This is a genomic window from Ralstonia sp. VS2407 (assembly GCF_052950655.1).
The window spans coordinates 494,211-514,940 of the sequence record NZ_JBRFVG010000001.1 but is presented as its reverse complement, the minus strand read 5'-3'; the positions used below and the strand labels follow the sequence as shown (position 1 = coordinate 514,940).

At 63.3% G+C, this 20,730-nt stretch carries 20 protein-coding genes and 1 tRNA gene; 8 read left to right on the top strand and 13 right to left on the bottom strand.

The features are described from left to right. Positions 1–1,053, bottom strand: coding sequence for a microcin C ABC transporter permease YejB (locus ACU8YE_RS02460; protein WP_232042479.1), 1,053 nt, complete (start codon positions 1,051–1,053; stop codon positions 1–3). 16 nt (positions 1,054–1,069) lie between these two features. Continuing rightward, the gene (locus tag ACU8YE_RS02455; protein ID WP_446928032.1) at positions 1,070–2,956 is read right to left on the bottom strand and encodes an extracellular solute-binding protein; all 1,887 of its coding nucleotides are present in this window, start codon (positions 2,954–2,956) and stop codon (positions 1,070–1,072) included. Between the two features lie 310 nt (positions 2,957–3,266). On the opposite strand from ACU8YE_RS02455, the gene fabI reads away from it, so the two are divergent. Further along, positions 3,267–4,061, top strand: coding sequence for an enoyl-ACP reductase FabI (gene fabI / locus ACU8YE_RS02450; RefSeq protein ID WP_232042477.1), 795 nt, complete (start codon positions 3,267–3,269; stop codon positions 4,059–4,061). 185 nt (positions 4,062–4,246) lie between these two features. On the opposite strand, the gene ACU8YE_RS02445 is transcribed toward fabI, so the two are convergent. From ACU8YE_RS02445 to cysS, 6 genes are all read right to left on the bottom strand, one after another. After that, positions 4,247–4,340 (bottom strand) — tRNA-Ser (locus ACU8YE_RS02445). 151 nt (positions 4,341–4,491) lie between these two features. Then, positions 4,492–5,742: an aspartate kinase gene (locus tag ACU8YE_RS02440; protein ID WP_045204290.1), complete on the bottom strand. Its 1,251-nt coding sequence runs from the start codon at positions 5,740–5,742 to the stop codon at positions 4,492–4,494. A gap of 96 nt (positions 5,743–5,838) precedes the next feature. Next, positions 5,839–7,257 carry a tRNA lysidine(34) synthetase TilS gene (gene tilS, locus ACU8YE_RS02435; RefSeq protein ID WP_446928031.1) on the bottom strand — a complete coding sequence of 473 codons (1,419 nt, stop codon included), beginning with the start codon at positions 7,255–7,257 and terminating at the stop codon, positions 5,839–5,841. Further along, positions 7,226–8,194 carry an acetyl-CoA carboxylase carboxyltransferase subunit alpha gene (locus tag ACU8YE_RS02430; RefSeq protein WP_009238448.1) on the bottom strand — a complete coding sequence of 323 codons (969 nt, stop codon included), beginning with the start codon at positions 8,192–8,194 and terminating at the stop codon, positions 7,226–7,228. Before ACU8YE_RS02430 ends, tilS begins: the two co-directional genes overlap by 32 nt. Before the next feature lie 86 nt (positions 8,195–8,280). Beyond that, the gene (locus ACU8YE_RS02425; RefSeq protein ID WP_232042475.1) at positions 8,281–9,165 is read right to left on the bottom strand and encodes a DNA-3-methyladenine glycosylase family protein; all 885 of its coding nucleotides are present in this window, start codon (positions 9,163–9,165) and stop codon (positions 8,281–8,283) included. Further along, positions 9,150–10,541: a cysteine--tRNA ligase gene (cysS, locus tag ACU8YE_RS02420; protein ID WP_446928030.1), complete on the bottom strand. Its 1,392-nt coding sequence runs from the start codon at positions 10,539–10,541 to the stop codon at positions 9,150–9,152. Before cysS ends, ACU8YE_RS02425 begins: the two co-directional genes overlap by 16 nt. 253 nt (positions 10,542–10,794) lie before the next feature. On the opposite strand from cysS, the gene ACU8YE_RS02415 reads away from it, so the two are divergent. The 4 genes from ACU8YE_RS02415 to ACU8YE_RS02400 are packed head-to-tail and all read left to right on the top strand — an operon-like array spanning position 10,795 to position 13,433. After that, complete coding sequence (locus tag ACU8YE_RS02415; RefSeq protein WP_446928029.1) at positions 10,795–11,442, top strand: tetratricopeptide repeat protein; 648 nt, start codon at positions 10,795–10,797, stop codon at positions 11,440–11,442. A gap of 57 nt (positions 11,443–11,499) precedes the next feature. Further along, complete coding sequence (locus tag ACU8YE_RS02410; RefSeq protein ID WP_024976008.1) at positions 11,500–12,081, top strand: peptidylprolyl isomerase; 582 nt, start codon at positions 11,500–11,502, stop codon at positions 12,079–12,081. 30 nt (positions 12,082–12,111) lie between these two features. Beyond that, complete coding sequence (locus ACU8YE_RS02405; protein ID WP_024976009.1) at positions 12,112–12,618, top strand: peptidylprolyl isomerase; 507 nt, start codon at positions 12,112–12,114, stop codon at positions 12,616–12,618. Continuing rightward, positions 12,615–13,433: a UDP-2,3-diacylglucosamine diphosphatase gene (locus tag ACU8YE_RS02400; protein WP_446928028.1), complete on the top strand. Its 819-nt coding sequence runs from the start codon at positions 12,615–12,617 to the stop codon at positions 13,431–13,433. The genes ACU8YE_RS02405 and ACU8YE_RS02400 overlap by 4 nt, the downstream gene beginning before the upstream one ends. A gap of 29 nt (positions 13,434–13,462) precedes the next feature. Here ACU8YE_RS02400 and cysE read toward each other — a convergent pair whose 3' ends face one another. Together cysE and ACU8YE_RS02390 are read right to left on the bottom strand one after the other, a co-directional pair. Continuing rightward, positions 13,463–14,209: a serine O-acetyltransferase gene (gene cysE, locus ACU8YE_RS02395; protein ID WP_446928027.1), complete on the bottom strand. Its 747-nt coding sequence runs from the start codon at positions 14,207–14,209 to the stop codon at positions 13,463–13,465. Between the two features lie 147 nt (positions 14,210–14,356). Next, on the bottom strand, positions 14,357–15,241 hold the full coding sequence (locus tag ACU8YE_RS02390) for an RNA methyltransferase (RefSeq protein WP_446928026.1): 885 nt from the start codon (positions 15,239–15,241) through the stop codon (positions 14,357–14,359). A 134-nt stretch (positions 15,242–15,375) separates the two neighbouring features. Here ACU8YE_RS02390 and ACU8YE_RS02385 point away from each other — a divergent pair, with 134 nt between their 5' ends. Next, positions 15,376–16,188 carry an inositol monophosphatase family protein gene (locus tag ACU8YE_RS02385; RefSeq protein WP_232042469.1) on the top strand — a complete coding sequence of 271 codons (813 nt, stop codon included), beginning with the start codon at positions 15,376–15,378 and terminating at the stop codon, positions 16,186–16,188. Positions 16,189–16,260: 72 nt separating this feature from the next. Here the strand turns inward: ACU8YE_RS02385 and ACU8YE_RS02380 are convergent, their stop codons facing one another. Both ACU8YE_RS02380 and ACU8YE_RS02375 read right to left on the bottom strand, forming a co-directional pair. Then, the gene (locus ACU8YE_RS02380; protein ID WP_232042468.1) at positions 16,261–16,719 is read right to left on the bottom strand and encodes a DUF2846 domain-containing protein; all 459 of its coding nucleotides are present in this window, start codon (positions 16,717–16,719) and stop codon (positions 16,261–16,263) included. Further along, on the bottom strand, positions 16,716–17,111 hold the full coding sequence (locus ACU8YE_RS02375) for a hypothetical protein (protein ID WP_260802680.1): 396 nt from the start codon (positions 17,109–17,111) through the stop codon (positions 16,716–16,718). Before ACU8YE_RS02375 ends, ACU8YE_RS02380 begins: the two co-directional genes overlap by 4 nt. Positions 17,112–17,458: 347 nt before the next feature. On the opposite strand from ACU8YE_RS02375, the gene ACU8YE_RS02370 reads away from it, so the two are divergent. After that, positions 17,459–18,163, top strand: a complete 705-nt coding sequence (locus tag ACU8YE_RS02370; protein WP_440818243.1) for a glutamine amidotransferase — start codon at positions 17,459–17,461, stop codon at positions 18,161–18,163. Further along, the gene (locus ACU8YE_RS02365) at positions 18,160–18,864 is read left to right on the top strand and encodes an MOSC domain-containing protein (RefSeq protein ID WP_446928025.1); all 705 of its coding nucleotides are present in this window, start codon (positions 18,160–18,162) and stop codon (positions 18,862–18,864) included. The genes ACU8YE_RS02370 and ACU8YE_RS02365 overlap by 4 nt, the downstream gene beginning before the upstream one ends. 12 nt (positions 18,865–18,876) lie before the next feature. Here the strand turns inward: ACU8YE_RS02365 and ACU8YE_RS02360 are convergent, their stop codons facing one another. Beyond that, positions 18,877–20,682: a methyl-accepting chemotaxis protein gene (locus ACU8YE_RS02360; protein WP_446928024.1), complete on the bottom strand. Its 1,806-nt coding sequence runs from the start codon at positions 20,680–20,682 to the stop codon at positions 18,877–18,879. Positions 20,683–20,730 lie beyond the last annotated feature (48 nt).

The window sequence follows — 20,730 nt, the reverse complement described above, 5'->3', positions numbered from 1 at the left end:
CTATCGCCCGACCGAGCCGAAATGGATACGCGGATCAACCAGCACGTAGCACACGTCGGAAATCAAGCGCGCGGCCAGCCCGATCAGCGTGAACAGGTACAGCGTGCCGAGCACGACCGGATAATCGCGCCGCACCACCGCCTCATACGACAGCAAGCCCATGCCGTCGAGCGAGAACAGTTGCTCGATCAGCAGCGACCCAGTGAAGAATGCCCCGATGAAGGCCGACGGGAAGCCCGTCACCAGCGGCAGCAGCGCGTTGCGGAAGATGTGCTTCCACAGTACGCGCCGCTCCGACAGCCCCTTGCTGCGTGCCGTCAGCACGTACTGCTTGCGGATTTCCTCAAGAAACGCGTTCTTCGTCAGCATGGTGATGACGGCAAAGCTGCCCACCACCGACGCCATGACGGGCAGCGTGATGTGCCAAAGGTAATCCGTGATCTTGCCGAGCAGGCTGAGCTGATCCCAGTTATCCGATGTGATCCCCCGGATCGGGAACCACTGGAAGAACGTGCCGCCGCCAAACAGCACAAGCAGCAGCACCCCGAGCACGAAGCCCGGGATGGCGTAGCCGACCAACACGATGATGCTGGTCACCAGATCAAACCGGCTGCCAGCCCGCACGGCCTTCGCAATGCCGAGCGGCACCGCTATCAGGTACGTGAGAAAGAACGTCCACAACCCGATCGAAATCGATACCGGCAATTTCGACTTGATAAGGTCCCACACGCTACGGTGCTGAAAATAGCTCTCGCCAAGGTCGAAGCGTGCAAAACGGCCGAGCATCAGGAAGTAGCGCTCGACAGGGCTCTTGTCGAAACCATACAGCGCGCGGATTTCCTTGATCTTCTCAGGATCGACGCCGCGGCGGCCGCGATAGTCAAACGCACCGCCGCCACTGGCCTCGCTGCCTGCGCCGCGCCCTTTCATCTCCATCATCATCTGCTCGACCGGGCCACCAGGTACGAACTGGATCACGATAAACGTCAGCGTGATCACGCCGATCAGTGTCGGGATCAGAAGCAGCAACCGTTTGATCAGGTACGCGAACATGGTGTCACCGATGCGGTCATTTGGCAGCCGATTGGGCGGATTCCGGCGTCCGCCACCACGCCGTCAGCACCCAGGCCTCGGCCGAGTAGTAATACGGCAGACGATCCGGGTACATCAGGTTCTTGTTGTAGGCCACGCGGTGGGAAGCCGAATACCAGTGCGGAATCACATAGCAGCCTTGCATCAGTACGCGGTCGAGCGCGCGCGAAGCGATGACCAGCTCGTCGCGGCTGTCAGCACGCAGCACATCATCGATCAGTGCATCGACGGCGGGCGATTTCAGGCCGATCACGTTATCCGAGCCTGCCTCGTCGGCCGCGGCAGAGCCGAAGCGGTCCTTCAGCTCGTTGCCGGGGCTTTGCGAATCGGGGAAGCGCAGCGAAATCATGTCGAAATCGAACTCCTCCAATCGCTTCTGGTAGAGCGCGAAGTCGGTCATGCGCTGGTTGACCTGGATGCCGAGCTTTTCCAGGTTGCGCGCATACGCCGCCATGACGCGGCTCATGGCGCCGCCGTCGTCAAGCATCTCGAAGACGAACGGCTCGCCCTTGCTGTTGCGCAGCGCGCCGTCTGCGTACGTCCAACCGGCCTGCGCCAACAGGCGGCGCGCCTGCCGCAGGTTGTCACGCAGTGAACTGGGAGGATCAGTCGAAGGCGGTGCGGGCAGCACGCCAAACACGTCCGGATCGAGTTTGCTGCGCAGCGGCTCCAGCAACGCCAGTTCGCCCTTGCCAGGCATGCCCGTAAGCGAATCCGACGCGGCCAGCTCGCTATTGGCGAAGTAGCTGTCGAGCCTGCGATAGGCGCCATAGAAAAGCTGGCGATTGAGCCATTCGAAATCAAGCGCCAGCGCCAGCGCCTTGCGCACCCGAAGGTCCTGGAACAGCGGGCGCCGCAGGTTCATCACAAAGCCCTGCATGCCCGCGCCGTTGCGATGCGGGAATTCGCTCTTGACCAGTTCACCGCTGCGGAACTTCACGCCGACGTAACTCTTCGCCCAGTTCTTGGCGCGGTATTCCACCATGGCGTCGTACTCGCCGGCCTTGAAGGCTTCGAGGCGGGCCGTCTCGTCCTTGTAGAGCTTGTACTGGATGCGTTCGAAATTGAACGAACCACGGCGCACGTTCAGATCACGGCCCCAATAGTCGGGATTGCGCCGAAAGGTAATGCCGCGCGACGGATCAAAGCGCTCGATCACATACGGGCCGCTGGCAATCGGGTCCTGGAAGGTCAGCTTGTCGAACGCGACATCCTTACCGCCGTCCGGGTCGTCGGGCTTGCCACTGCCCTTGCCCCACTTTGGCGAGAACACCGGCAGCCCACCGACGATGAGCGGCAGCTCCTTGTTCCTGCGCTTGAAGTCGTAACGGATGGTGCTGGCGTCCACCACCGTCACCTTGGCCACGTCCGCGGTCATGCTGCGGTAGGCCGGGCTCGCACCCTTGCCCATCAGCATGTCGTAGGAGTATTTGACGTCTGAAGCGCGCACGCGATCGCCGTTGGAGAATCGGGCGCGCGGGTTGATGTGGAACGTGACCGAAAGCTCGTCGGGCGCCACCGTCACGTCGTCGGCAAGCAACCCATAGCCGCTGGCGGTCTCGTCCCAACTTGTAATGAGCAGGCTTTCGAAGACAAGCTGATTCAGCCCCGGTGCCGACGTCCCCTTGATCGTGAAGGGATTGAACTTGTCGAAGCTCGTGCGGCGGTCTGGATTGCCGAGCAGCAGCATGCCGCCGATGGGCGCCTTCGGGTTCAGATAGCCGAAGTTCGAGAAACCGGCCGGATACTTGAGGTCGCCATATTCGGCGTAGCCATGGGCCGCCCAGGCGGGTGTCGCGCAGAGCGCCGCCAGCAGGCTGACCAGCGCCATGAATCGCTTGTGTGTCGCAACGCGCACGCTCATTGCGCCCCTTGCCCCCAATGTCCTTGCATGCGTTGATCCGATTGATCGCTGTCTGAAAAACTGTTTTGGACGATTCTAACGCCCTCACATGGCAATCCGACCAATTCCGGCCCGAGGATCGTCCCGCATTGACAAGACTGGCAGCCGGTCGTGCGGCACTGCGCAAATGCGGAGCCGCCCCGCGCTTTCCGGTATGATCGCGCCCACCTAATTGCCTCGTGCCCGGGATACCGCCGCTGCCTAACCGCAGTGACGAGTAACCCAAGCAACATACGGGCGCGACGTTGCCCCACATTTGTACGGAGAAACCATGGGATTCCTCGCTGGCAAGCGCATTCTGATTACCGGCCTTCTGTCCAACCGCTCGATCGCCTACGGCATCGCCAACGCCTGTAAGCGCGAAGGCGCGGAACTGGCCTTCACCTATGTCGGCGAACGCTTCAAGGACCGCATTACTGAATTCGCCACCGAGTTCGACAGCAAGCTGGTGTTTGATTGCGACGTCAGCAGCGATGAACAGATCGCCAAGGTGTTCGAAGATCTTGGCCAGCACTGGGGTCATTTCGACGGCCTGGTGCACTCGATCGGCTTTGCGCCGCGCGAAGCGATTGCCGGTAACTTCATCGATGGCCTGTCGCGCGAATCGTTCCGCATCGCCCACGACATCTCGGCGTATAGCTTCCCGGCGCTGGCAAAGGCCGCGCTGCCGATGCTCTCGCCAAATGCTTCGCTGCTGGCCTTGACCTACCTGGGTGCTGAGCGCGTGGTCCCGAACTACAACACGATGGGCCTGGCCAAGGCGTCGCTCGAAGCGAGCGTGCGTTATCTGGCCAGCGCGCTGGGTCCGAAGGGCATCCGCGCCAACGGCATCTCGGCGGGCCCGATCAAGACGCTCGCCGCCTCCGGCATCAAGGATTTCGGCAAGCTGCTCAAGTACATGGAAGACGTGGCACCACTGCGCCGTAACGTCACCATCGAGGAGGTGGGCAACGTGGCGGCGTTCCTGCTGTCGGATCTGGCCAGCGGCATGACTGGCGAGATCACGTACGTGGACTGTGGCTTCAACGTGACCGCCGGTGTGCCGGACGTCGTCGGCCAAGGCTGATGCGTTAATGCACTAACGCATGCGCGCGCCATCTTCGGAAGGCGCATGCGTGCGGAGCAGACAAAAGAAAAAGCCCGCATGGCGCAAACCATGCGGGCTTTTTGACGTGCAGTGCAATGCGAGCCGTCACGTCAGCTCGACTCGCATCCGCCTGTTGTGTGCGCTTCCCGCGAGAAGCGCCAAACTGGCGGAGACGGAGGGATTCGAACCCTCGATCCAGGTTTTGGCCCGGATGCTCCCTTAGCAGGGGAGTGCCTTCGACCTCTCGGCCACGTCTCCCAAACTTGCGTCACACGAAGGAGCCCGTGCAACGAAGCGCGTATTCTAGCCACTTCACCCCACCCGGTCAACGACAACTGCATGACACGCGGTGAGAATCTGCGGCCCCGGGGGTCGCCACCCCCGGGCCATCCGGCGCCAGTTCAGCCGATTACGCCTGATCCAGCTCGAACGCCTTGTGGAGCGCGCGCACGGCCAGCTCCATGTACTTCTCATCGATCAGCACCGAGATCTTGATTTCCGAGGTAGAGATCATCTGGATGTTGATGCCCTCCTCCGACAGCGTGCGGAACATCTTGCTGGCGATGCCCACGTGCGAGCGCATGCCCACACCCACCACCGAAACCTTCGACACCTTCGGGTCGCCCGACACGCTGGCCGCACCGATGTGCGCCTTCACGCTGTCGTTCAGGATCGCCAGGGCGCGCTGGTATTCGCCACGCGGCACGGTGAAGGTGAAGTCCGTCTTACCTTCCACCGACTGGTTCTGGATGATCATGTCGACGTCGATGTTGGCGTCGGCGACCGGGCCCAGGATCTGATAAGCGATGCCAGGCTTGTCCGGCACACCGATCACGGTGATCTTGGCTTCGTCGCGGGCAAAGGCGATGCCGGAAATGGCGGCGGCTTCCATGTTCGAATCTTCCTCAAAAGTAATCAGCGTGCCCGAGTTCATCTCAACGTCGAGCGGCATCAGCGGGTCGGTCAGCGACGACAGCACGCGGGTCTTCACGCGATACTTGCCGGCAAACTCCACCGAGCGAATCTGCAGCACCTTGGAACCGAGGCTGGCCATTTCCAGCATCTCTTCGAAGGTGATTTTGTCCAGGCGACGGGCGTCGTCTACCACGCGCGGGTCAGTCGTATAGACGCCATCCACGTCGGTGTAGATCAGGCATTCGTCGGCTTCGAGCGCAGCGGCAACCGCCACGGCCGAGGTGTCCGAACCGCCACGGCCCAGCGTGGTGATATGGCCTTCGCTGTCGATGCCCTGGAAGCCGGTGATGACGACCACGCGACCAGCGTCCAAATCAGCGCGTACGCGTTCATCGTCGATCGACTGGATGCGCGCCTTGGTGTAGGCCGAATCGGTCTTCACCGGCACTTGCCAGCCCGTGTAGCTGCGGGCATCGATGCCTTCGGCATGCAGTGCAATGGCCAGCAGACCCACACTCACCTGCTCGCCCGTCGAGGCAATCATGTCGAGTTCACGCGGGTCGGGCTGGGCCGAAATCTCTTTGGCCATGCCCAGCAGGCGGTTGGTTTCGCCAGACATGGCCGACGGAACGACCACGATCTGGTGACCGGCACGGTGCCACTTGGCAACGCGCTTGGCGACATTCTTGATGCGTTCAACCGAACCCATCGAGGTGCCACCGTATTTGTGAACGATGAGAGCCATCTTGGAAAGATCAGGAGGAGGCGAAGCGGTGCAAAAGCTTTTGAAAATACAGCAATTTGCATCGATCGGCAAGCAATTCACTGCTGCCGATGTGTATCAGGGCGCACCCTCGGTAGCGGCAGACCATGTGACCTGCCAGCCTGCGCCGCTGTGGAGGGCCGCTCGGTTCATTCCCAACCCGGCCGCAAACACCAGGAAGTCGCCCGCATATAGCAGCGGCAAGCGCTGGCGCCCCCAGGCAGGAATGCCAGCCTCCTGGTACGCCTGCTTGAGCGCGCGGGACGGTCCTCCCGGGCGCAGCACGATGCGTTCGCCACCGCGGCGCGGCGTCAGCAACAGCGGCGCTTGCAAGGTTTGCACAGCGATGCCATCGCGTGCCACGGGTGCAAACGACAGCACCCCGCCCCATGCGGCCACATTCACGCGTTGCTCAGCCGGATGCGTCGGTTCAAATTGCGTCGTCTCAACGGCCAACGCGACCAGATCCGATGCGTCGCCGGCGCCAGCGTCGACTCGCGCAACGCCGCGATAGCGCCTAACTTGTCCCGCAGGCAGTTCAATGCACAGCGCCCCATCGTCGCGCGCGTCGACCAGTTGCGTACGCAGATCCTCAAGGCGACGCGTGGAGAGCGCGCGCACCCCCGCATCGGCCAACCAGGCACGCAGCACCGCGCGCTGACGCGGCACGGATAGTGCGCTCAACGCCCCCACATCCAACCCGTCCGCTGAGGCGATCAGCGTCAAATCGGCCCGTGCGATCTCGTCGATCAGCGCAGCTGCATCCGCCAAGTGTCCAGCGCTGCGCGACAGCGCTTCGCGATACGCCGGGAAATGATCCGCCATGCCCACAAGCAGAGGACGCAGCGCATTCCGTGCGTAACGTGCGTCGGCGTTGGACGGATCCTCGACCCAGCTGAGCGCGTGCGTATGTGCGTACAACTCGATCTCGCTGCGCGGCGCATCGATCCACGGACGCAGCAATGTGACAGCGCCCGCCCGAGCCATCGGCATGGCTGCGAGGCCGTCGAGGCCAGCGCCGCGCATCAATTGCAGCAGCACCGTTTCAGCTTGGTCATCCTGATGATGCGCCGTCAGCAAAATGGAGGCGCCTGCCTGGGCGCAAAGCGCTTCGAGCGCGACGTATCTGGCTTCGCGCGCTGCCTGCTCTACCCCCTGCCCCGCATCGACCGCCACATGGACACGACGCGCATGAAACGCGACGCCGGCTGCTTCTGCCATGCGTTGGCTGGCGCATTCCCAAACATCGGCCTCGGCATGCAAGCCGTGGTGAATATGCAGCGCAACGAGCTGCACGTGGGCACCCGCATCACGCCACGCCGCACACGCGTGCAGCAGGGCGGCAGAATCGCGCCCGCCCGACAGGGCAATCGCCACGGTCGGTGCTTCGGCCCCGCCAGAAGCAACAAAGGCCGCACACGCGGCAACGCGTTGTGCGACCTTGTTGACGAGATCAGCCGACGAATCAGCGACCTTCGGTTTCCTTGAACTTGCCATAAGCCATCAGGCGCTCGTGACGGCGCGCCTGGAGTTCCGACGTCTTCATGCCTTGGAACTGGCGCAGCGATTCTGCCAGCGCGCGCTTGAGCATCGTCGCCATGCCCTTCGGATCACGGTGCGCGCCGCCCAGCGGCTCATTGACGATCTTGTCGATCAGGCCGAGCGCCTTCAGGCGATGCGCGGTCAGGCCCAGAGCCTCAGCGGCTTCCGGCGCCTTCTCTGCGGTCTTCCACAGGATCGACGCGCAGCCTTCCGGCGAGATCACGGCGTAGGTGGCGAACTGCAGCATGATCACCGAGTCGCCCATGGCGATGGCCAGTGCACCGCCCGAACCGCCTTCACCGATGATGGTGGCGATCAGGGGCACCTTCAAACCGGCCATCACAAACAGGTTGTGACCGATGGCTTCGGATTGACCGCGCTCTTCTGCGTCAATGCCGGGGAATGCGCCCGGCGTATCGACGAACGTGAAGATCGGCAGGCCGAACTTGTCCGCCAGTTCCATCAGGCGCTTGGCCTTGCGGTAACCCTCAGGCTTGGACATGCCGAAGTTGCGCAGCGCGCGCTCCTTCGTGTCGCGGCCCTTCTGGTGACCGATCACCATGCAAGCCTGGCCGTTGAAGCGTGCCAGACCGCCCACGATCGACAAGTCATCGGCGAAAGTACGGTCGCCGTGCAGTTCGTGGAAGTCGGTGAAGATCTCGCGGACGTAATCGAGCGTGTACGGACGCTGCGGGTGCCGGGCGATCTGTGCGACCTGCCATGGCGTCAGGTTGGCGTACAGATCTTTGGTGAGCTGCTGGCTCTTGGAAGCCAGGCGGGAAATTTCTTCAGAAATGTCGACAGCGGAATCGTCTTGTACGAAGCGAAGTTCTTCGATCTTCGCCTCAAGTTCTGCGATCGGCTGCTCGAACTCCAGGAAGGTTGTTTTCATGGATCTTCTGAAAGGCTCTTGAAGGCGCGCATTCTACCGGATTTTGACCGCCCGGCGACGCGCTCCGTTTCATCGAAATGAACAGATCAATAGGTGGTCGCCGTGTCGAGGCTGCGCCACATATACCAAGTGGCCACAGTGCGCCACGGTTCCCAGTTGGCAGCCACTTCACGCGCTTCGCTGCGAGTGACGGGTTCGCCACTGAAATAATTCTGTGAAATCGCGTTGATGAGCCCGATATCGTCCAGCGGCAGCACGTTCGGCCGCATCAGGTTGAACATCAGGAACATCTCCGCCGTCCATCTGCCGATGCCGCGAATCTGCGTCAGTTCGGCGATCACATCCTCATCGTCCATTTCGGCCCACTTGGCGACGTGCACCGTGCCGTTGCGAAAGTGATCGGCGAGGTCAAGGATGTACTCAGCCTTCCGCTTGGACAGCCCGCAACCCGCCAGCTTCTCTTGGCCGGCACGCAAAAACTGGGAAGGCACGAGCTTGGGGCACACAGCCACCACCCGTTCCCACACCGACTGCGCAGCCTTGACTGAAATCTGCTGACCAACGACCGATCGCGCCAGCGTGACGAACGGGTCGCCGCGCGACGCCAAGTGCGCAGGGCCATACGTGGGGATGATCTTGCGCAAGATGCGGTCTCGCTTCATCAGGTCTGCGCAAGCTTCTTGCCAATACTCGGGTGGGCCAGAAAGCACCACTTCCGCCGGTACAGGCAGCGCCTCGCTAGCGGCGAGCGTTTCAGGCAGCGGCACCTTGCTCGCAGGTGCGCGTTTGGCAGACGCCTTGGCGGCCTTGATCGGTGCGCTCTTGCCGGCGACCGACTTGCTCGCCACACCATCGACTTTCTTGACAGCCACCTTCTTGGCAGACGGCACCTTCGCCGCCGGCGTTTTCTTGGCGGCGGTGCTGCGCACTACGTTGGCTTTCTTGGCCACCGCGTTCATGCGCGTCTCCATTCGGTCACGCCACCCGGCTTGTCTTCCAGAACAATGCCAGCGGCGAGCAACTCAGCACGGATGCCGTCCGCACGGGCGAAGTCGCGGGCAGCCTTGGCCGCGCGGCGCTCTTCGATGCGCGCTTCCACTTCTGCGGCGTCCAGGCCATCGGCCGACACACCGCCCTGCAGGAACGCATGCGGATCGCGACCCAGCAGGCCCAGCACACCTGCCAGCGCAGCGAGCTGGTTGGCCAGCTCGGGCGAGCGCGTCTTGTTGACTTCGCTCGCCAGCTCGAACAACACCGACACGGCGACCGGCGTATTGAAGTCGTCGTTCATGGCTTCGAGGAAGCGCTTGCCATGCGACTCGCTCCAGTCGGGCTTCGCACCCGCGGCCGCCGGCACATCCTTTAGCGCGGTGTACAGACGTGTGAGGGCATGACGCGCATCGTCAAGGTGCGCATCGCTGTAGTTCAGGTCGCTGCGATAGTGCGAGCGCAGGATGAAGAAACGCACGACCTCCGCGTCGTACACCTTCAGCACGTCACGGATAGTGAAAAAATTGCCGAGCGATTTCGACATCTTTTCGTCATTCACGCGCACGAAACCGTTGTGCATCCACGTGTTGACGAACGTCTTGCCGGTCGCGCCCTCGGACTGGGCGATCTCGTTTTCATGGTGCGGAAACTGCAGATCGGCGCCACCGCCGTGCAGGTCGAAATGCTCGCCCAGCAGTTCGCAGCTCATCGCCGAGCACTCGATATGCCAGCCAGGGCGCCCCTCGCCCCATGGCGAGGCCCAGCGCGACTCGGCCGGCTCATCGGCCTTGGCCGACTTCCACAGCACGAAGTCGAGCGGATCCTGCTTGGCATCGTTGGCTGCCACGCGCTCGCCGGCACGCAGGTCTTCGAGCGACTTGCCCGAGAGCTTTCCGTAACCGGGGAACTTGCGCACGGCGTAGTTCACATCGCCGTCGGTGGCCTGATAGGCGAGACCGTTCGTCTGCAGCCTGCCGATCATGTTCAGCATCTGCGGCACGTATTCGGTGGCGCGAGGCTCGTGGTCGGGGCGCTGCACGCCAAGCGCATCGGCGTCTTCGTGCATGGCGGCGATGAAGCGGCCGGTGAGCGCACTCATCGTCTCGCCGTTCTCGACCGCACGCTTGATGATCTTGTCGTCGATGTCGGTGATGTTGCGCACGTAGGTCACCTCGTAACCTGCCGCACGCAGCCAACGCTGCACCATGTCGAACACCACCATGACCCGCGCATGCCCCACGTGACAGTAGTCGTACACCGTCATCCCGCACACGTACATGCGCACGCGGCCGGGCTCGATGGGGACGAACGTCTGTTTCTCACGCGCGAGCGTGTTGTAGATCTTGAGTGATTCCATGAAGCGGTGTCGGGAGACTCAGCGCGCCGCGCATGCGATGTACAACGTTGCGGGCGGACCAAATTGGAGGCAATCGGCGCCGGCGCGGCGCCTGCAAAACTAGCGGCATATCTTACCGGAACTGCGCTGACGGGGCGGCCTGCCAGTGCGTCTGGCATGCTCCCCGTCAAGAACCTTTCCTGGCGCGCACGGCCGCTGCTGCGCACAAAGACGGTTTGTTAGAATGCGGCGGAGTATAACGGAACCGATTCTCATGAACAGACCGCTGCGTCAGACTGCTGCCACCCTGGCTTGCCTGCTTGCCATGTCGGCGGCACCGGCCTTCGCCCAGACCGCCGGCTTTGCCTTGCCGGCCGATTTGATGCCCAGCACGCAGCAAGCGCCGCAGGTCGCGCGCCAGAAGCGCATCGACGACGCGTTGGCCAAGAAGCAATACGCCGAGGCACTGGCCGAACTGGACAAGGACGTCGCCTCCCAGCCGCGCAACGCGCAGGCTCGCTTCCAGCGAGGCGTGGCACTTGCCGGCCTGGGCCGCGCCGACGATGCCATCGTCGCCTTCAGTCAGATGACACAGGATTTCCCGGAACTGCCCGAGCCGTACATCAACCTGGCCGCACTGTATGCCGAGCGCGGCGAGCTACTCCGCGCTCGCGACAACCTGATCATGGCGAACCGCGTGGCGCCGGAGAATGCGCTAGCGCAATCCAACCTTGGCGACGTCTACGTCCGCCTGGCCGCACAGTCCTACCAGAGCGCGATCAAACTGAATCCGAAGAACGCCACCGCGCGCGCGCGTCTGGATGCCCTGCCTGATCTGCCGGGCGTGCATCCCTCGTCCAAACCCGCCACGCCCACGCTGCCCGCAGCCAGCGGCGTGAGCGCCAAGCCAGCGAAGCGTTAATCAGAAGACGCGGCCCCGATCCTGCTTTTCCCACCCACAAGCTCTCTCTTCCTGACCATGCTCCGTATTCGCTCCCTCTTTGCCGGGCTCGTGTGTGCACTGGCCGTAACCGCCACCGCAGCCACCGCAGCCACCGCGTCCGCGCCGCGCGTCCAGTTCAAGACGTCGATGGGTAACTTCACCGTTGAGGTATATCCGGATAAGGCACCCAAGACGGTCGCCAACTTCCTGCAGTACGTGAAGGACGGCTTCTACAAGGGCACGATCTTCCACCGCGTGATGGACGGCTTCATGATCCAGGGCGGCGGCTTCACGGCCGACATGAAGCAGAAGGACACCCGCCCACCGGTCGAAATCGAATCGAAGAACGGTCTGAAGAACGACAAGTACACGATCGCCATGGCACGCACCATGGACCCGAACTCCGCCACCGCGCAGTTCTACGTGAACGTGGTTGACAACAACATGCTCAACTACCCTGGTCAGGACGGTTACGGCTATACCGTCTTCGGCAAGGTGGTCGATGGCACCGACACCATCGACAAGATCAAGGCGGTGGAAACCACCACCAAGTTCCCGCACCAGAATGTGCCCGTGAAGCCGATCGTGATTGAATCGGCCACCGTCGTCTCCAAGTAACGCATTTTTGCCCCACCCAAGGAATTCACCATGACCCAAGTCAAGCTGCACACCAACCACGGCGACATCACCCTGGCCCTGGACGCTGAGAAGGCACCGAAGTCGGTTGCCAACTTTGTCGCCTATGTGAAGGATGGCCACTACAACGGCACGGTGTTCCACCGCGTCATCAAGGGCTTCATGATCCAGGGCGGCGGCTTTGAGCCGGGCGAGAAGATGAACCAGAAGCCCACCAAGGCTCCGATCGACAACGAAGCCAACAACGGCCTGAAGAACGAGCGCGGCGCCATTGCCATGGCACGCACCAACGATCCGCACTCGGCCACGGCCCAGTTCTTCATCAACACGGTTGACAACGACTTCCTGAACCACACGTCGCCGACGCCGCAAGGCTGGGGCTACGCCGTGTTTGGCAAGGTGACCGAAGGCATGGATGTGGTCGACAAGATCCGCTCCGTGCGCACCGGCAACCGCGGCTTCCATCAGGACGTACCGATGGAAGACGTGATCATCGAAAGCGCTGAAGTGATCGAATGATCGACGCAGCGCACGCCGCACAGGCCTCCGCGCTGAAGACACCGGTCCGGGTTTCCGGGCCGGTGTTTTTTATTTCGGATCTGCACCTGACGGCCAGCATGCCGGCCACCGCCGCCGCGTTCGAGCGCTTCCTGCGCGCACGCGCCCGCGAGGCACGCACGCTCGTCATCCTGGGTGACTTCTTTGAATACTGGGTCGGCGATGAAGAATTGGCTGATCCGTTCCACCGGCACATCGCCAACCTGCTCGCCGAACTGGCCGCGGCCGGCACGCGTGTGCTGTTCATGCACGGCAATCGAGATTTCCTGCTCGGCAAGCGTTTTCTGACGGCCGCGCACGCTACGCTGTTGCCCGACCCCACCGTGCTCCAAGCGGACGATGGCCCGCGCATCGTGCTTGCCCACGGCGACGCCCTTTGCACGCGCGACACGGCCTACATGCGCTTTCGCCACTGGACGCGCAAGCGCTGGGTTCAAGGGATATTCCTGGCGATGCCGCTGCGCTGGCGCTTGAAGGTCGCGCAGAAGATGCGCGCAGAGAGCGAAGCCGGCCGTGCCATGTCCGCCAATGTCGCCGGCGAGCCCCGCGCCGCCGCGATGATGGGTGACGTCGCTCCAGAGGCGGTGGACGCACTGCTCAAGGCATCAAACACATCCACGCTCATCCACGGCCACACGCACCGCCCGCAATTGCATCACGAGCCGAGCGGCAGCCGCTGGGTACTTTCCGACTGGGATTTCGAGCAAGGGCAACCGCGCGGCAGTTTCCTCAAACTGCAGGACGGCGCACTGACGGTCGAGCAAGTGACGACATAAGCCGCCGCCACCTGCCCACCTGACCTTGCTTACTTGAGCATCCGCTTCAGCTCGCTCGCATCGAACGGGTCGTTCGGGGAGTTCTCCAGGTGCGCACCCAGGCGATCCAGCGCAGAAAGAATGGACTCGATGCGCTCCTGCTGAAGCTCGCTGTGGTCGATCAGCCGTTTGAGCGCCAGCGATACCGGATCGTCCGCATCCGGCGTGATGCCATACGCGGAAAACTCCTGCTTGAGCGCGGACCGGGCCTCGGTAGCGACATCGCGCTCGATGATGCGCGCCGGAATGCCAACCGCCGTTGCACCCGGCGGCACCGGCTTAAGCACGACCGCGTTGGACCCAACACGCGCCCCATCCCCGATGACAAAGCCGCCGAGCACCTTGGCGCCCGCACTGACCACCACGCCCTTGCCAAGCGTCGGGTGCCGCTTGGCGCCTTTGTAGAGCGATGTTCCGCCCAGCGTGACGCCCTGGTAGATCGTGCAGTCGTCACCGATCTCGGCCGTCTCGCCAATAACGACGCCCATGCCGTGGTCGATGAACACGCGCCGGCCGACTGTCGCGCCGGGGTGGATCTCGATGCCGGTGAGAAAGCGCCCGAGGTGCGAGAACCACCGCCCAAGCAAACGGAAGCCGCCATGCCAACACGCATGCGCGATCCGATGGACGATGATGGCGTGCAAACCTGGGTAGCAGGTCAGCACTTCCCAGCGGCTGCGCGCGGCCGGGTCTCGCTCCATGATGGCGCCGATATCTTCGCGAATGCGTGTGAGCATCTTGAGGTGTGTGAATCGTTATTTCTATATGCGCGATGCGCTGAGGGCAGTGTAAGGCATTGCCTTTCCGCGCTGCGGCAAGGGTTTTAACCAGACATGCAGGGGATGCCGCCCAGGTCGATCAACAACGGGCGGCTCTCAGGGCGGTCAGCGACAGTCGTCGGCTGCGCCGGTGGGCGGCGTGGTGGCTGTGGCGCGGCGGCCCAGCATGCGCTTGGCAATCCCCCGCAGGATGTTGACCTCTTCGGTCTCCAACTGCGTGCGGGCAAACAGCCGCCGCAGGCGCGACATCAGCTTTTTCGGCTGGGCGGGGTCCAGAAAACCGATCTCGACCAAGCCCTGCTCCAGATGTTCGAACATCCCGTCGATCTGCTCGGCCGTGGCCGGCTCGCCGACAAAGCCGACGCCTTCCATGCGGGTGTCGCCCGTGCCCGTGCCGGCCAGCAGCGCCATCCGGACCTCGTACGCAATCAACTGCACCGCCTGCGACAGGTTCAGCGAGGCATACGCCGGGTTGGCTGGAATGTGCGTGACGACGTGGCAGCGCTCCACCACCTCGTTGGGCAAACCGAATCGTTCATTGCCGAAGACGAACGCGACGGTGGTGTCCGGCGCGGCCAGCAATGCGGCCACTTCTTCTGCCGCGGCACGCGGGCCGATGCGGCGCGGGCCGAATTCACGCGGGCGGGCAGTCAATGCGATGGTGAGCGAGGCGCCGGCCAGCGCTTCGCCAATGTCGTCTACCACACGGGCGGCGGCCAGCACGTCATCGGCACCGCTTGCCATGGCAACGGCATCGGCGTGGCGTTGGGCGTCGGCCTCGCGCGGGCGCACGAGCACGAAGCTGCCAGGCTCGCCAAAGCCCATCGTCTTGAGCGCACGTGCGGTGGAGCCGACATTGCCGGGATGACTGGTCTCGACCAGCACGAAACGGCACCGTGCGGCGCGCTGGTGCAGCGTTTCCGGGTCGGCGGGGGTGGTGTTTGGGGTGCTCATTGGCGCAATTCGCGGGGCGCCGGAGGCGGGGTTCATATACAATACGGCCACTCTTTTGACGGCGGGCAGGATCGCGAGATTGGCCCGCCGCTCGTTCTTCTACAATTCGTTGTGTTGTTTCGCCTGCGGCCGCTTCCGAAAAATCGGCGCGCCAGGCGCGGAGATCCCACATGCATCCGATGCTCAATATCGCCGTCCGGGCTGCTCGCAAGGCCGGCACCGTCATCAACCGCGCGTCCTTCGACGTCGATAGCCTGCGCACCGAGCGCAAACAACACAACGATTTCGTTACCGAAGTCGACCGCGCAGCTGAAGCGGCGATCATCGAAGTCATCAAGACTGCCTACCCCGATCACGCGATTCTAGCGGAAGAGTCCGGCCAATCCTGGGCCGACGGCGAAACGATCAGCGAAAACGTCTGGGTGATCGACCCGCTCGACGGCACCACGAACTTCATCCACGGCTTCCCGCAGTACGGCGTTTCCATCGCGCTGATGCAGCGTGGCGTCGTCACGCAGGCCGTGGTGTACGACCCGACGCGCGACGAACTCTTCACCGCCTCCAAGGGCGCCGGCGCGTTCCTGAACAACCGCCGCATCCGCGTCACGCGCCGCGATAAGCTGGCCGACTGCCTGATCGGCACAGGTTTCCCCTACCGCGACATGGAAGGCCTGTACGACTACACCCGCCTGTTTGCGACCATGACGGAAAACTGCGCCGGCCTGCGTCGCCCCGGCGCTGCTGCGCTAGACCTCGCCTACGTTGCCTGCGGCCGCCTCGACGGTTTCTTCGAGCAGGGCCTGAGCAAATGGGACATGGCCGCCGGCTCGCTGCTCGTGACGGAATCGGGTGGTCTGGTGGGCAACTACACCGGCGAATCGGGCTACCTCGACCAGGGTGAAATCCTGGCCGGCAACCCGAAGGCCTTCGTGCAGATGATCAAGATCACCTCGCCGTTCTCGCGGTCGAAAGCTGAGGTTTGATCGGTGCGCTGCTTGCCAGTAGGCGCCGATAGAAAAAGCCCGCTTCATGCGGGCTTTTTTTCACCGTCCGGCTTACTTCTTTGTGACCGGAGGCTGGTTTGGCGCAAAGCTCAACGACGGCAGTTCGGCCTGCGCCTTTTCCGGCGTTTCAAGCTCCGGCACCACGCGACCGACAATCAGACCCAGCGATGGCGACGTGCGCACATACTTTGTCTCGCCGGCGTCCAGGGCGAAGCTCAGCGTCTTCTCGGTCTCGGTAGCCGTTGACACGACATACTTGCCTGCCGGCCGGTCAACAAAGAAGAAGCCACCCGGTTTGGATTGACCGACCACTTCGTTGTTCAGCTTGATGTCCGGTTGCAGGGCCGCACCGATCAGCGACGACGAGCGGAAGAAGTACACGCGCCCCTGATCCTGCTTGAGCGTCGGAATCGACGAAGCCATTTCGGAATACTTCACGCCCGATGCGCAGCCCGCCATCAGAACGGTGATACCGATGGCCGAAGCCAATGCGCGCAAAACTCCCTTCATTGTGATTCTCCTGTTGTGATGGATACAGCTGTGGAAAGCGGGGAGTACGCCTGCTCGCCGGGCAGGTAAAACCCGACCAGCCGTTGACCGGCGATCACGAGATAGGCTTCGTGGACCTGGCGGCCTTCAATCGTGAAGATCGTGCCGACCGGGCGATAGACAGCGCCTTGCGGCAGCGTACCCACGCGCTGCCAGCTGGAGCCGGCCGCAAGCGTGCGCGTATAACCCGTCTCCAAGCGGATTTCCGTTGCCGATTTCAGTTGAATTCGCGATGGTCCCGTCGCGTCGTCAGTGGCCAGCGTGGCTGGCGCCGTATGTACCATCGGCGCGCAGGCGCCCAGGCAAGCCACGGCAATGCAGGCCACGGCCCAATGCAGCATTGGCTTTCGCACAACTCCCTCCAGAATTTTCTTATCGGTACCGAGGCGGCACTCTGTGGGAAGCGATGTTAATGAGGTGGCGCGAGACTGGCATCCCCTCGAAACGGGTTTTTCGCGGGGGTTGCAATGCACGTTGCTAACAACCGATATAAGCAACACTTAGTGCGCATGTCCAAGCCGTACCGCCGAGGCCTTTCGCATTGCGTGCAGAGGAGCGTGCGCGGCAAACGGCCGCGGCATCGTCAAGCCTGTGCCGCACCGCGCCAATGCCGCAAAACAAACCCTCGCCACCCGCACGGGTTTTGCAACGGGTGCCCCTCAATCACAATGCGATTCGCCTACAACTGTCATTGCCCGCCATGAAAACCGCCCTCGCTCTGCGCCACGTTCCGTTCGAGCATCTCGGCATCCTGCAGCCGCTGCTGCAAGCGCGCGGCTACACCGTGCGCACCGTGGACGTGGGCGTGCAGCCTGTGCCTGCCGACGACATGGCGGTGGCCGATTTGCTGATCGTCCTGGGCGGGCCAATCGGTGCATACGACGATGCAACGTATCCGTTCGTGCGCGAGGAAGCCGCCGCCATTGCGCAGCGACTGGCCGCACGCAAGCCGCTGCTTGGCATCTGCCTGGGGGCGCAGTTGATGGCACGGGCGCTGGGTGCGGCGGTCAAGCCGATGGGCACGAAGGAGATCGGCTTTGCGCCCATCACCCTCACGGCCGAAGGCGCAGATTCGCCGCTCGCGCCGCTGGCCGACGGCACGCCGGTGCTGCACTGGCATGGCGATCGATACGACTTGCCGCCGGGCGCGCGACGGCTGGCATTCACGGCAGTCTGCGCAGAGCAGGCCTTCGCCATTGGCAACCACGCATTGGGGCTGCAATTCCATCTGGAGGCAAATCTGAAGGAGCTGGAAGCCTGGTTGATCGGGCATGCGGCGGAGCTCAGTGCCGCAGGCATCGACCCGCGCGCGCTGCGTGCTCAGGCACCGGCAATTGCGGAACGCCTGGCGCAACGCGCGCGCGAAGTCTTCATCGCCTGGCTGGATGGCGCGGAGGCGGCATGACGCTGCCTGGCCCTATTCGCATCGATACCCTCCTCACCGGCCGTGCTGTCGATTACACGCGTCCGGGCTCACGTAGCGCCATCGATAAGCGCACCGTGAGCGACGCGGTGAAGGTAGACATCAACGGCATCGTCGGTGATGAGCAAGGCGATTTGCGGGTGCACGGCGGCCCCGACAAGGCGATCCACCACTACCCGTTCGACCACTACGCGGCTTGGCAAACGGACATCGGCGCGCAGCCCCTGCTCGCACAGCCCGGCGCTTTCGGCGAAAACCTGAGCACGACGGGCATCACCGAAGCCGACATCTGCGTGGGTGATCGCCTGCGTGCGGGCAGCGTGGTGCTGGAGGTGTCGCAACTGCGTCAGCCATGCTGGAAGCTCAACGACCGCTTCAACGCGCGTGACATGGCGCGCCGCGTGCAACACACAGGGCGCACCGGTTGGTACTACCGGGTGTTGGAAGGCGGCACAATGCGCGCCGGTGATGCGCTCGAATGGCTTGAGCGCCCATGGCCGCAATGGCCGCTGGCGCGTGTGCTCGACGTGCTTTACCGCAACATGCTCGATCGTGCGGCGCTGGCCGAGATGCTGACGCTGCCGCTTACGCCGTCATGGCGCAAGCTGGTGGAGGGCCGCCTCGCACGCGGCGAGGTGGAAAGCTGGGCCAAACGCATTGATGGCCCAGCGCTCGATGCCTGAGTTCTCAACCGATCAGAACGTTTCCCAATCGGCGTCGGAACCGCCACCGGCCACGGCCAGAGGTTGCTTGCGGGCGGGAGCAGCTGCGGCAGGTGCGACCGGCGCAGACGCCGCCGGCTGAGCAGCGATCTTCGGTTCACGCTTGCGCAGAGCCGCGCGCGGGGGCTTGGCCGCGCTGACCGGCTTTGCTGCGGCCTTGGCCGCAGGCTTGATAGTCTTGTCAGGTTTCGCCACAGCCATCGCGGCGGTCTCTGCCCCGTCCAACCGGAACTGCGACACCACCTGCGTGAGGTTCTGCGCCTGTTCTTCAAGCGACTGTGCCGCGGCAGCGGCCTGCTCGACCAGCGCGGCATTCTGCTGCGTCACCTGCTCCATTTCCGTCACGGCCTGGCCGATCTGCAGGATGCCCTGCGTCTGCTCGGCCGATGCGGAAGCAATGTCTTCAACAATATTGGCGACGCGGCGTACGGCCTCCACCGTTTCGGTGATGGTCTCGCCGGCCTGCGCGACCTGCGTGTGGCCCGCTTGCACGCGCGACACTGAATCGTCGATCAGCGTCTTGATCTCCTTGGCAGCGGCCGCACTGCGCTGAGCCAGCGCGCGCACTTCGCCAGCCACCACGGCAAAGCCGCGGCCTTGCTCGCCAGCGCGAGCGGCTTCCACGGCAGCGTTGAGCGCCAGGATGTTGGTCTGGAAGGCAATGCCGTCAATCACGCCGATGATGTCGGCCATCTTGCGCGAGCCTGCGCTGATGTCATCCATGGTGGCCACCACGCCGCGCACCACGTCGCCGCCGCGCGAAGCCAGGTCTGCCGCATTCGAAGCCAGCGCGCTGGCCTGACGGGCATTCTCGGAATTGTTGGTCACCGTGGAGGTCATCTGCTCCATGCTCGCGGCGGTCTTCTCCAGCGAGGCCGACTGCTGCTCGGTGCGCGTGGACAGATCAAGGTTGCCGCTGGCGATTTCGTGCGCGCCGGTGTTGACCGAATCCGAGCTGTTGCGCACCTGGCGCACGGTGTTCACCAGGCTTTCGCGCATGCGGCCCACAGCGGCCAGCAGACGGCCGAGTTCATTGCGGCCACCCGTTTTGACGTGAACGGCCAGATCGCCTTCAGCCACGCGGCTCAGCACGGTCACGGCTTCGTTGAGCGGCGTAATCACAAAGGCCCTGAGCCCGTAGAACACCGCCACGATCAACGCCAGTGCCATCGCAATACCGAGTGCCACGAACTTCAGAATCGTTTCATAACGCGCGCGGCCATTGTCAGCCTCGTCCTTGGCCAGCTTCTTGACGAGTTGCTGGAAATTCTCGATCTGCACCGACCACGCTGCACCGGTATCGGTCACGTCCTTGTAGTTGATCGGGGCATAGGCTGCGGCATCACCGGCACGCAAGGCGGCGAGGGCGCGCTGCACGGCTTCGATGTGCGTCTGTGCGGCCTGGACGATCGCCTGGTGCTGCGATTCGTCGACACCTTCGATGGGCGGCGCATTCTTGAATGCCTCCACCTGCGCGATGGATTTCTTCAGCCCTTTCTCCGAACTGGCAAGCGCTGCTGCCTTGGCGGCGTCATCCATGTTCTCGCGCAGGACGCTATACAGGCGCGACATGCCGGTGCGGGCACGTTGCATGTCCTTGTACGCGTCGTTCAACAGCATGCTGCGGTCAGAAATCTCATGCACGCGTTCAGTGGCAGTGTTGGTGGTGCGCAGGGCCAGCACACCCACCGCCGCCCCGACCACGATCATCAGTGCAAAGGTGATCAGAATCGCCAGCAGGCCAGCGCGCACGCTGGTGTTCTTCAAAATGCGGTCCATCTTGTCTCCGGAATCCGGGCAGGCAAGCACGCGATTGCGTGCGTGAAG

Excerpts from the sequence above, each read along its gene's own strand:
- ACU8YE_RS02385 (WP_232042469.1), top strand. The coding sequence starts at position 15,376 with ATGCATCCGATGCTCAATATCGCCGTCCGGGCTGCTCGCAAGGCCGGC.
- ACU8YE_RS02360 (WP_446928024.1), bottom strand. The coding sequence starts at position 20,682 with ATGGACCGCATTTTGAAGAACACCAGCGTGCGCGCTGGCCTGCTGGCG.
- cysS (WP_446928030.1), bottom strand. The coding sequence starts at position 10,541 with ATGGAATCACTCAAGATCTACAACACGCTCGCGCGTGAGAAACAGACG.
- ACU8YE_RS02410 (WP_024976008.1), top strand. The coding sequence starts at position 11,500 with ATGCTCCGTATTCGCTCCCTCTTTGCCGGGCTCGTGTGTGCACTGGCC.
- ACU8YE_RS02425 (WP_232042475.1), bottom strand. The coding sequence starts at position 9,165 with ATGGAGACGCGCATGAACGCGGTGGCCAAGAAAGCCAACGTAGTGCGC.
- ACU8YE_RS02460 (WP_232042479.1), bottom strand. The coding sequence starts at position 1,053 with ATGTTCGCGTACCTGATCAAACGGTTGCTGCTTCTGATCCCGACACTG.
- ACU8YE_RS02400 (WP_446928028.1), top strand. The coding sequence starts at position 12,615 with ATGATCGACGCAGCGCACGCCGCACAGGCCTCCGCGCTGAAGACACCG.
- ACU8YE_RS02455 (WP_446928032.1), bottom strand. The coding sequence starts at position 2,956 with ATGAGCGTGCGCGTTGCGACACACAAGCGATTCATGGCGCTGGTCAGC.
- ACU8YE_RS02415 (WP_446928029.1), top strand. The coding sequence starts at position 10,795 with ATGAACAGACCGCTGCGTCAGACTGCTGCCACCCTGGCTTGCCTGCTT.
- ACU8YE_RS02430 (WP_009238448.1), bottom strand. The coding sequence starts at position 8,194 with ATGAAAACAACCTTCCTGGAGTTCGAGCAGCCGATCGCAGAACTTGAG.
- ACU8YE_RS02370 (WP_440818243.1), top strand. The coding sequence starts at position 17,459 with ATGAAAACCGCCCTCGCTCTGCGCCACGTTCCGTTCGAGCATCTCGGC.
- ACU8YE_RS02390 (WP_446928026.1), bottom strand. The coding sequence starts at position 15,241 with ATGAACCCCGCCTCCGGCGCCCCGCGAATTGCGCCAATGAGCACCCCA.
- ACU8YE_RS02405 (WP_024976009.1), top strand. The coding sequence starts at position 12,112 with ATGACCCAAGTCAAGCTGCACACCAACCACGGCGACATCACCCTGGCC.
- ACU8YE_RS02365 (WP_446928025.1), top strand. The coding sequence starts at position 18,160 with ATGACGCTGCCTGGCCCTATTCGCATCGATACCCTCCTCACCGGCCGT.
- fabI (WP_232042477.1), top strand. The coding sequence starts at position 3,267 with ATGGGATTCCTCGCTGGCAAGCGCATTCTGATTACCGGCCTTCTGTCC.
- cysE (WP_446928027.1), bottom strand. The coding sequence starts at position 14,209 with ATGCTCACACGCATTCGCGAAGATATCGGCGCCATCATGGAGCGAGAC.
- tilS (WP_446928031.1), bottom strand. The coding sequence starts at position 7,257 with ATGGCAAGTTCAAGGAAACCGAAGGTCGCTGATTCGTCGGCTGATCTC.
- ACU8YE_RS02380 (WP_232042468.1), bottom strand. The coding sequence starts at position 16,719 with ATGAAGGGAGTTTTGCGCGCATTGGCTTCGGCCATCGGTATCACCGTT.
- ACU8YE_RS02440 (WP_045204290.1), bottom strand. The coding sequence starts at position 5,742 with ATGGCTCTCATCGTTCACAAATACGGTGGCACCTCGATGGGTTCGGTT.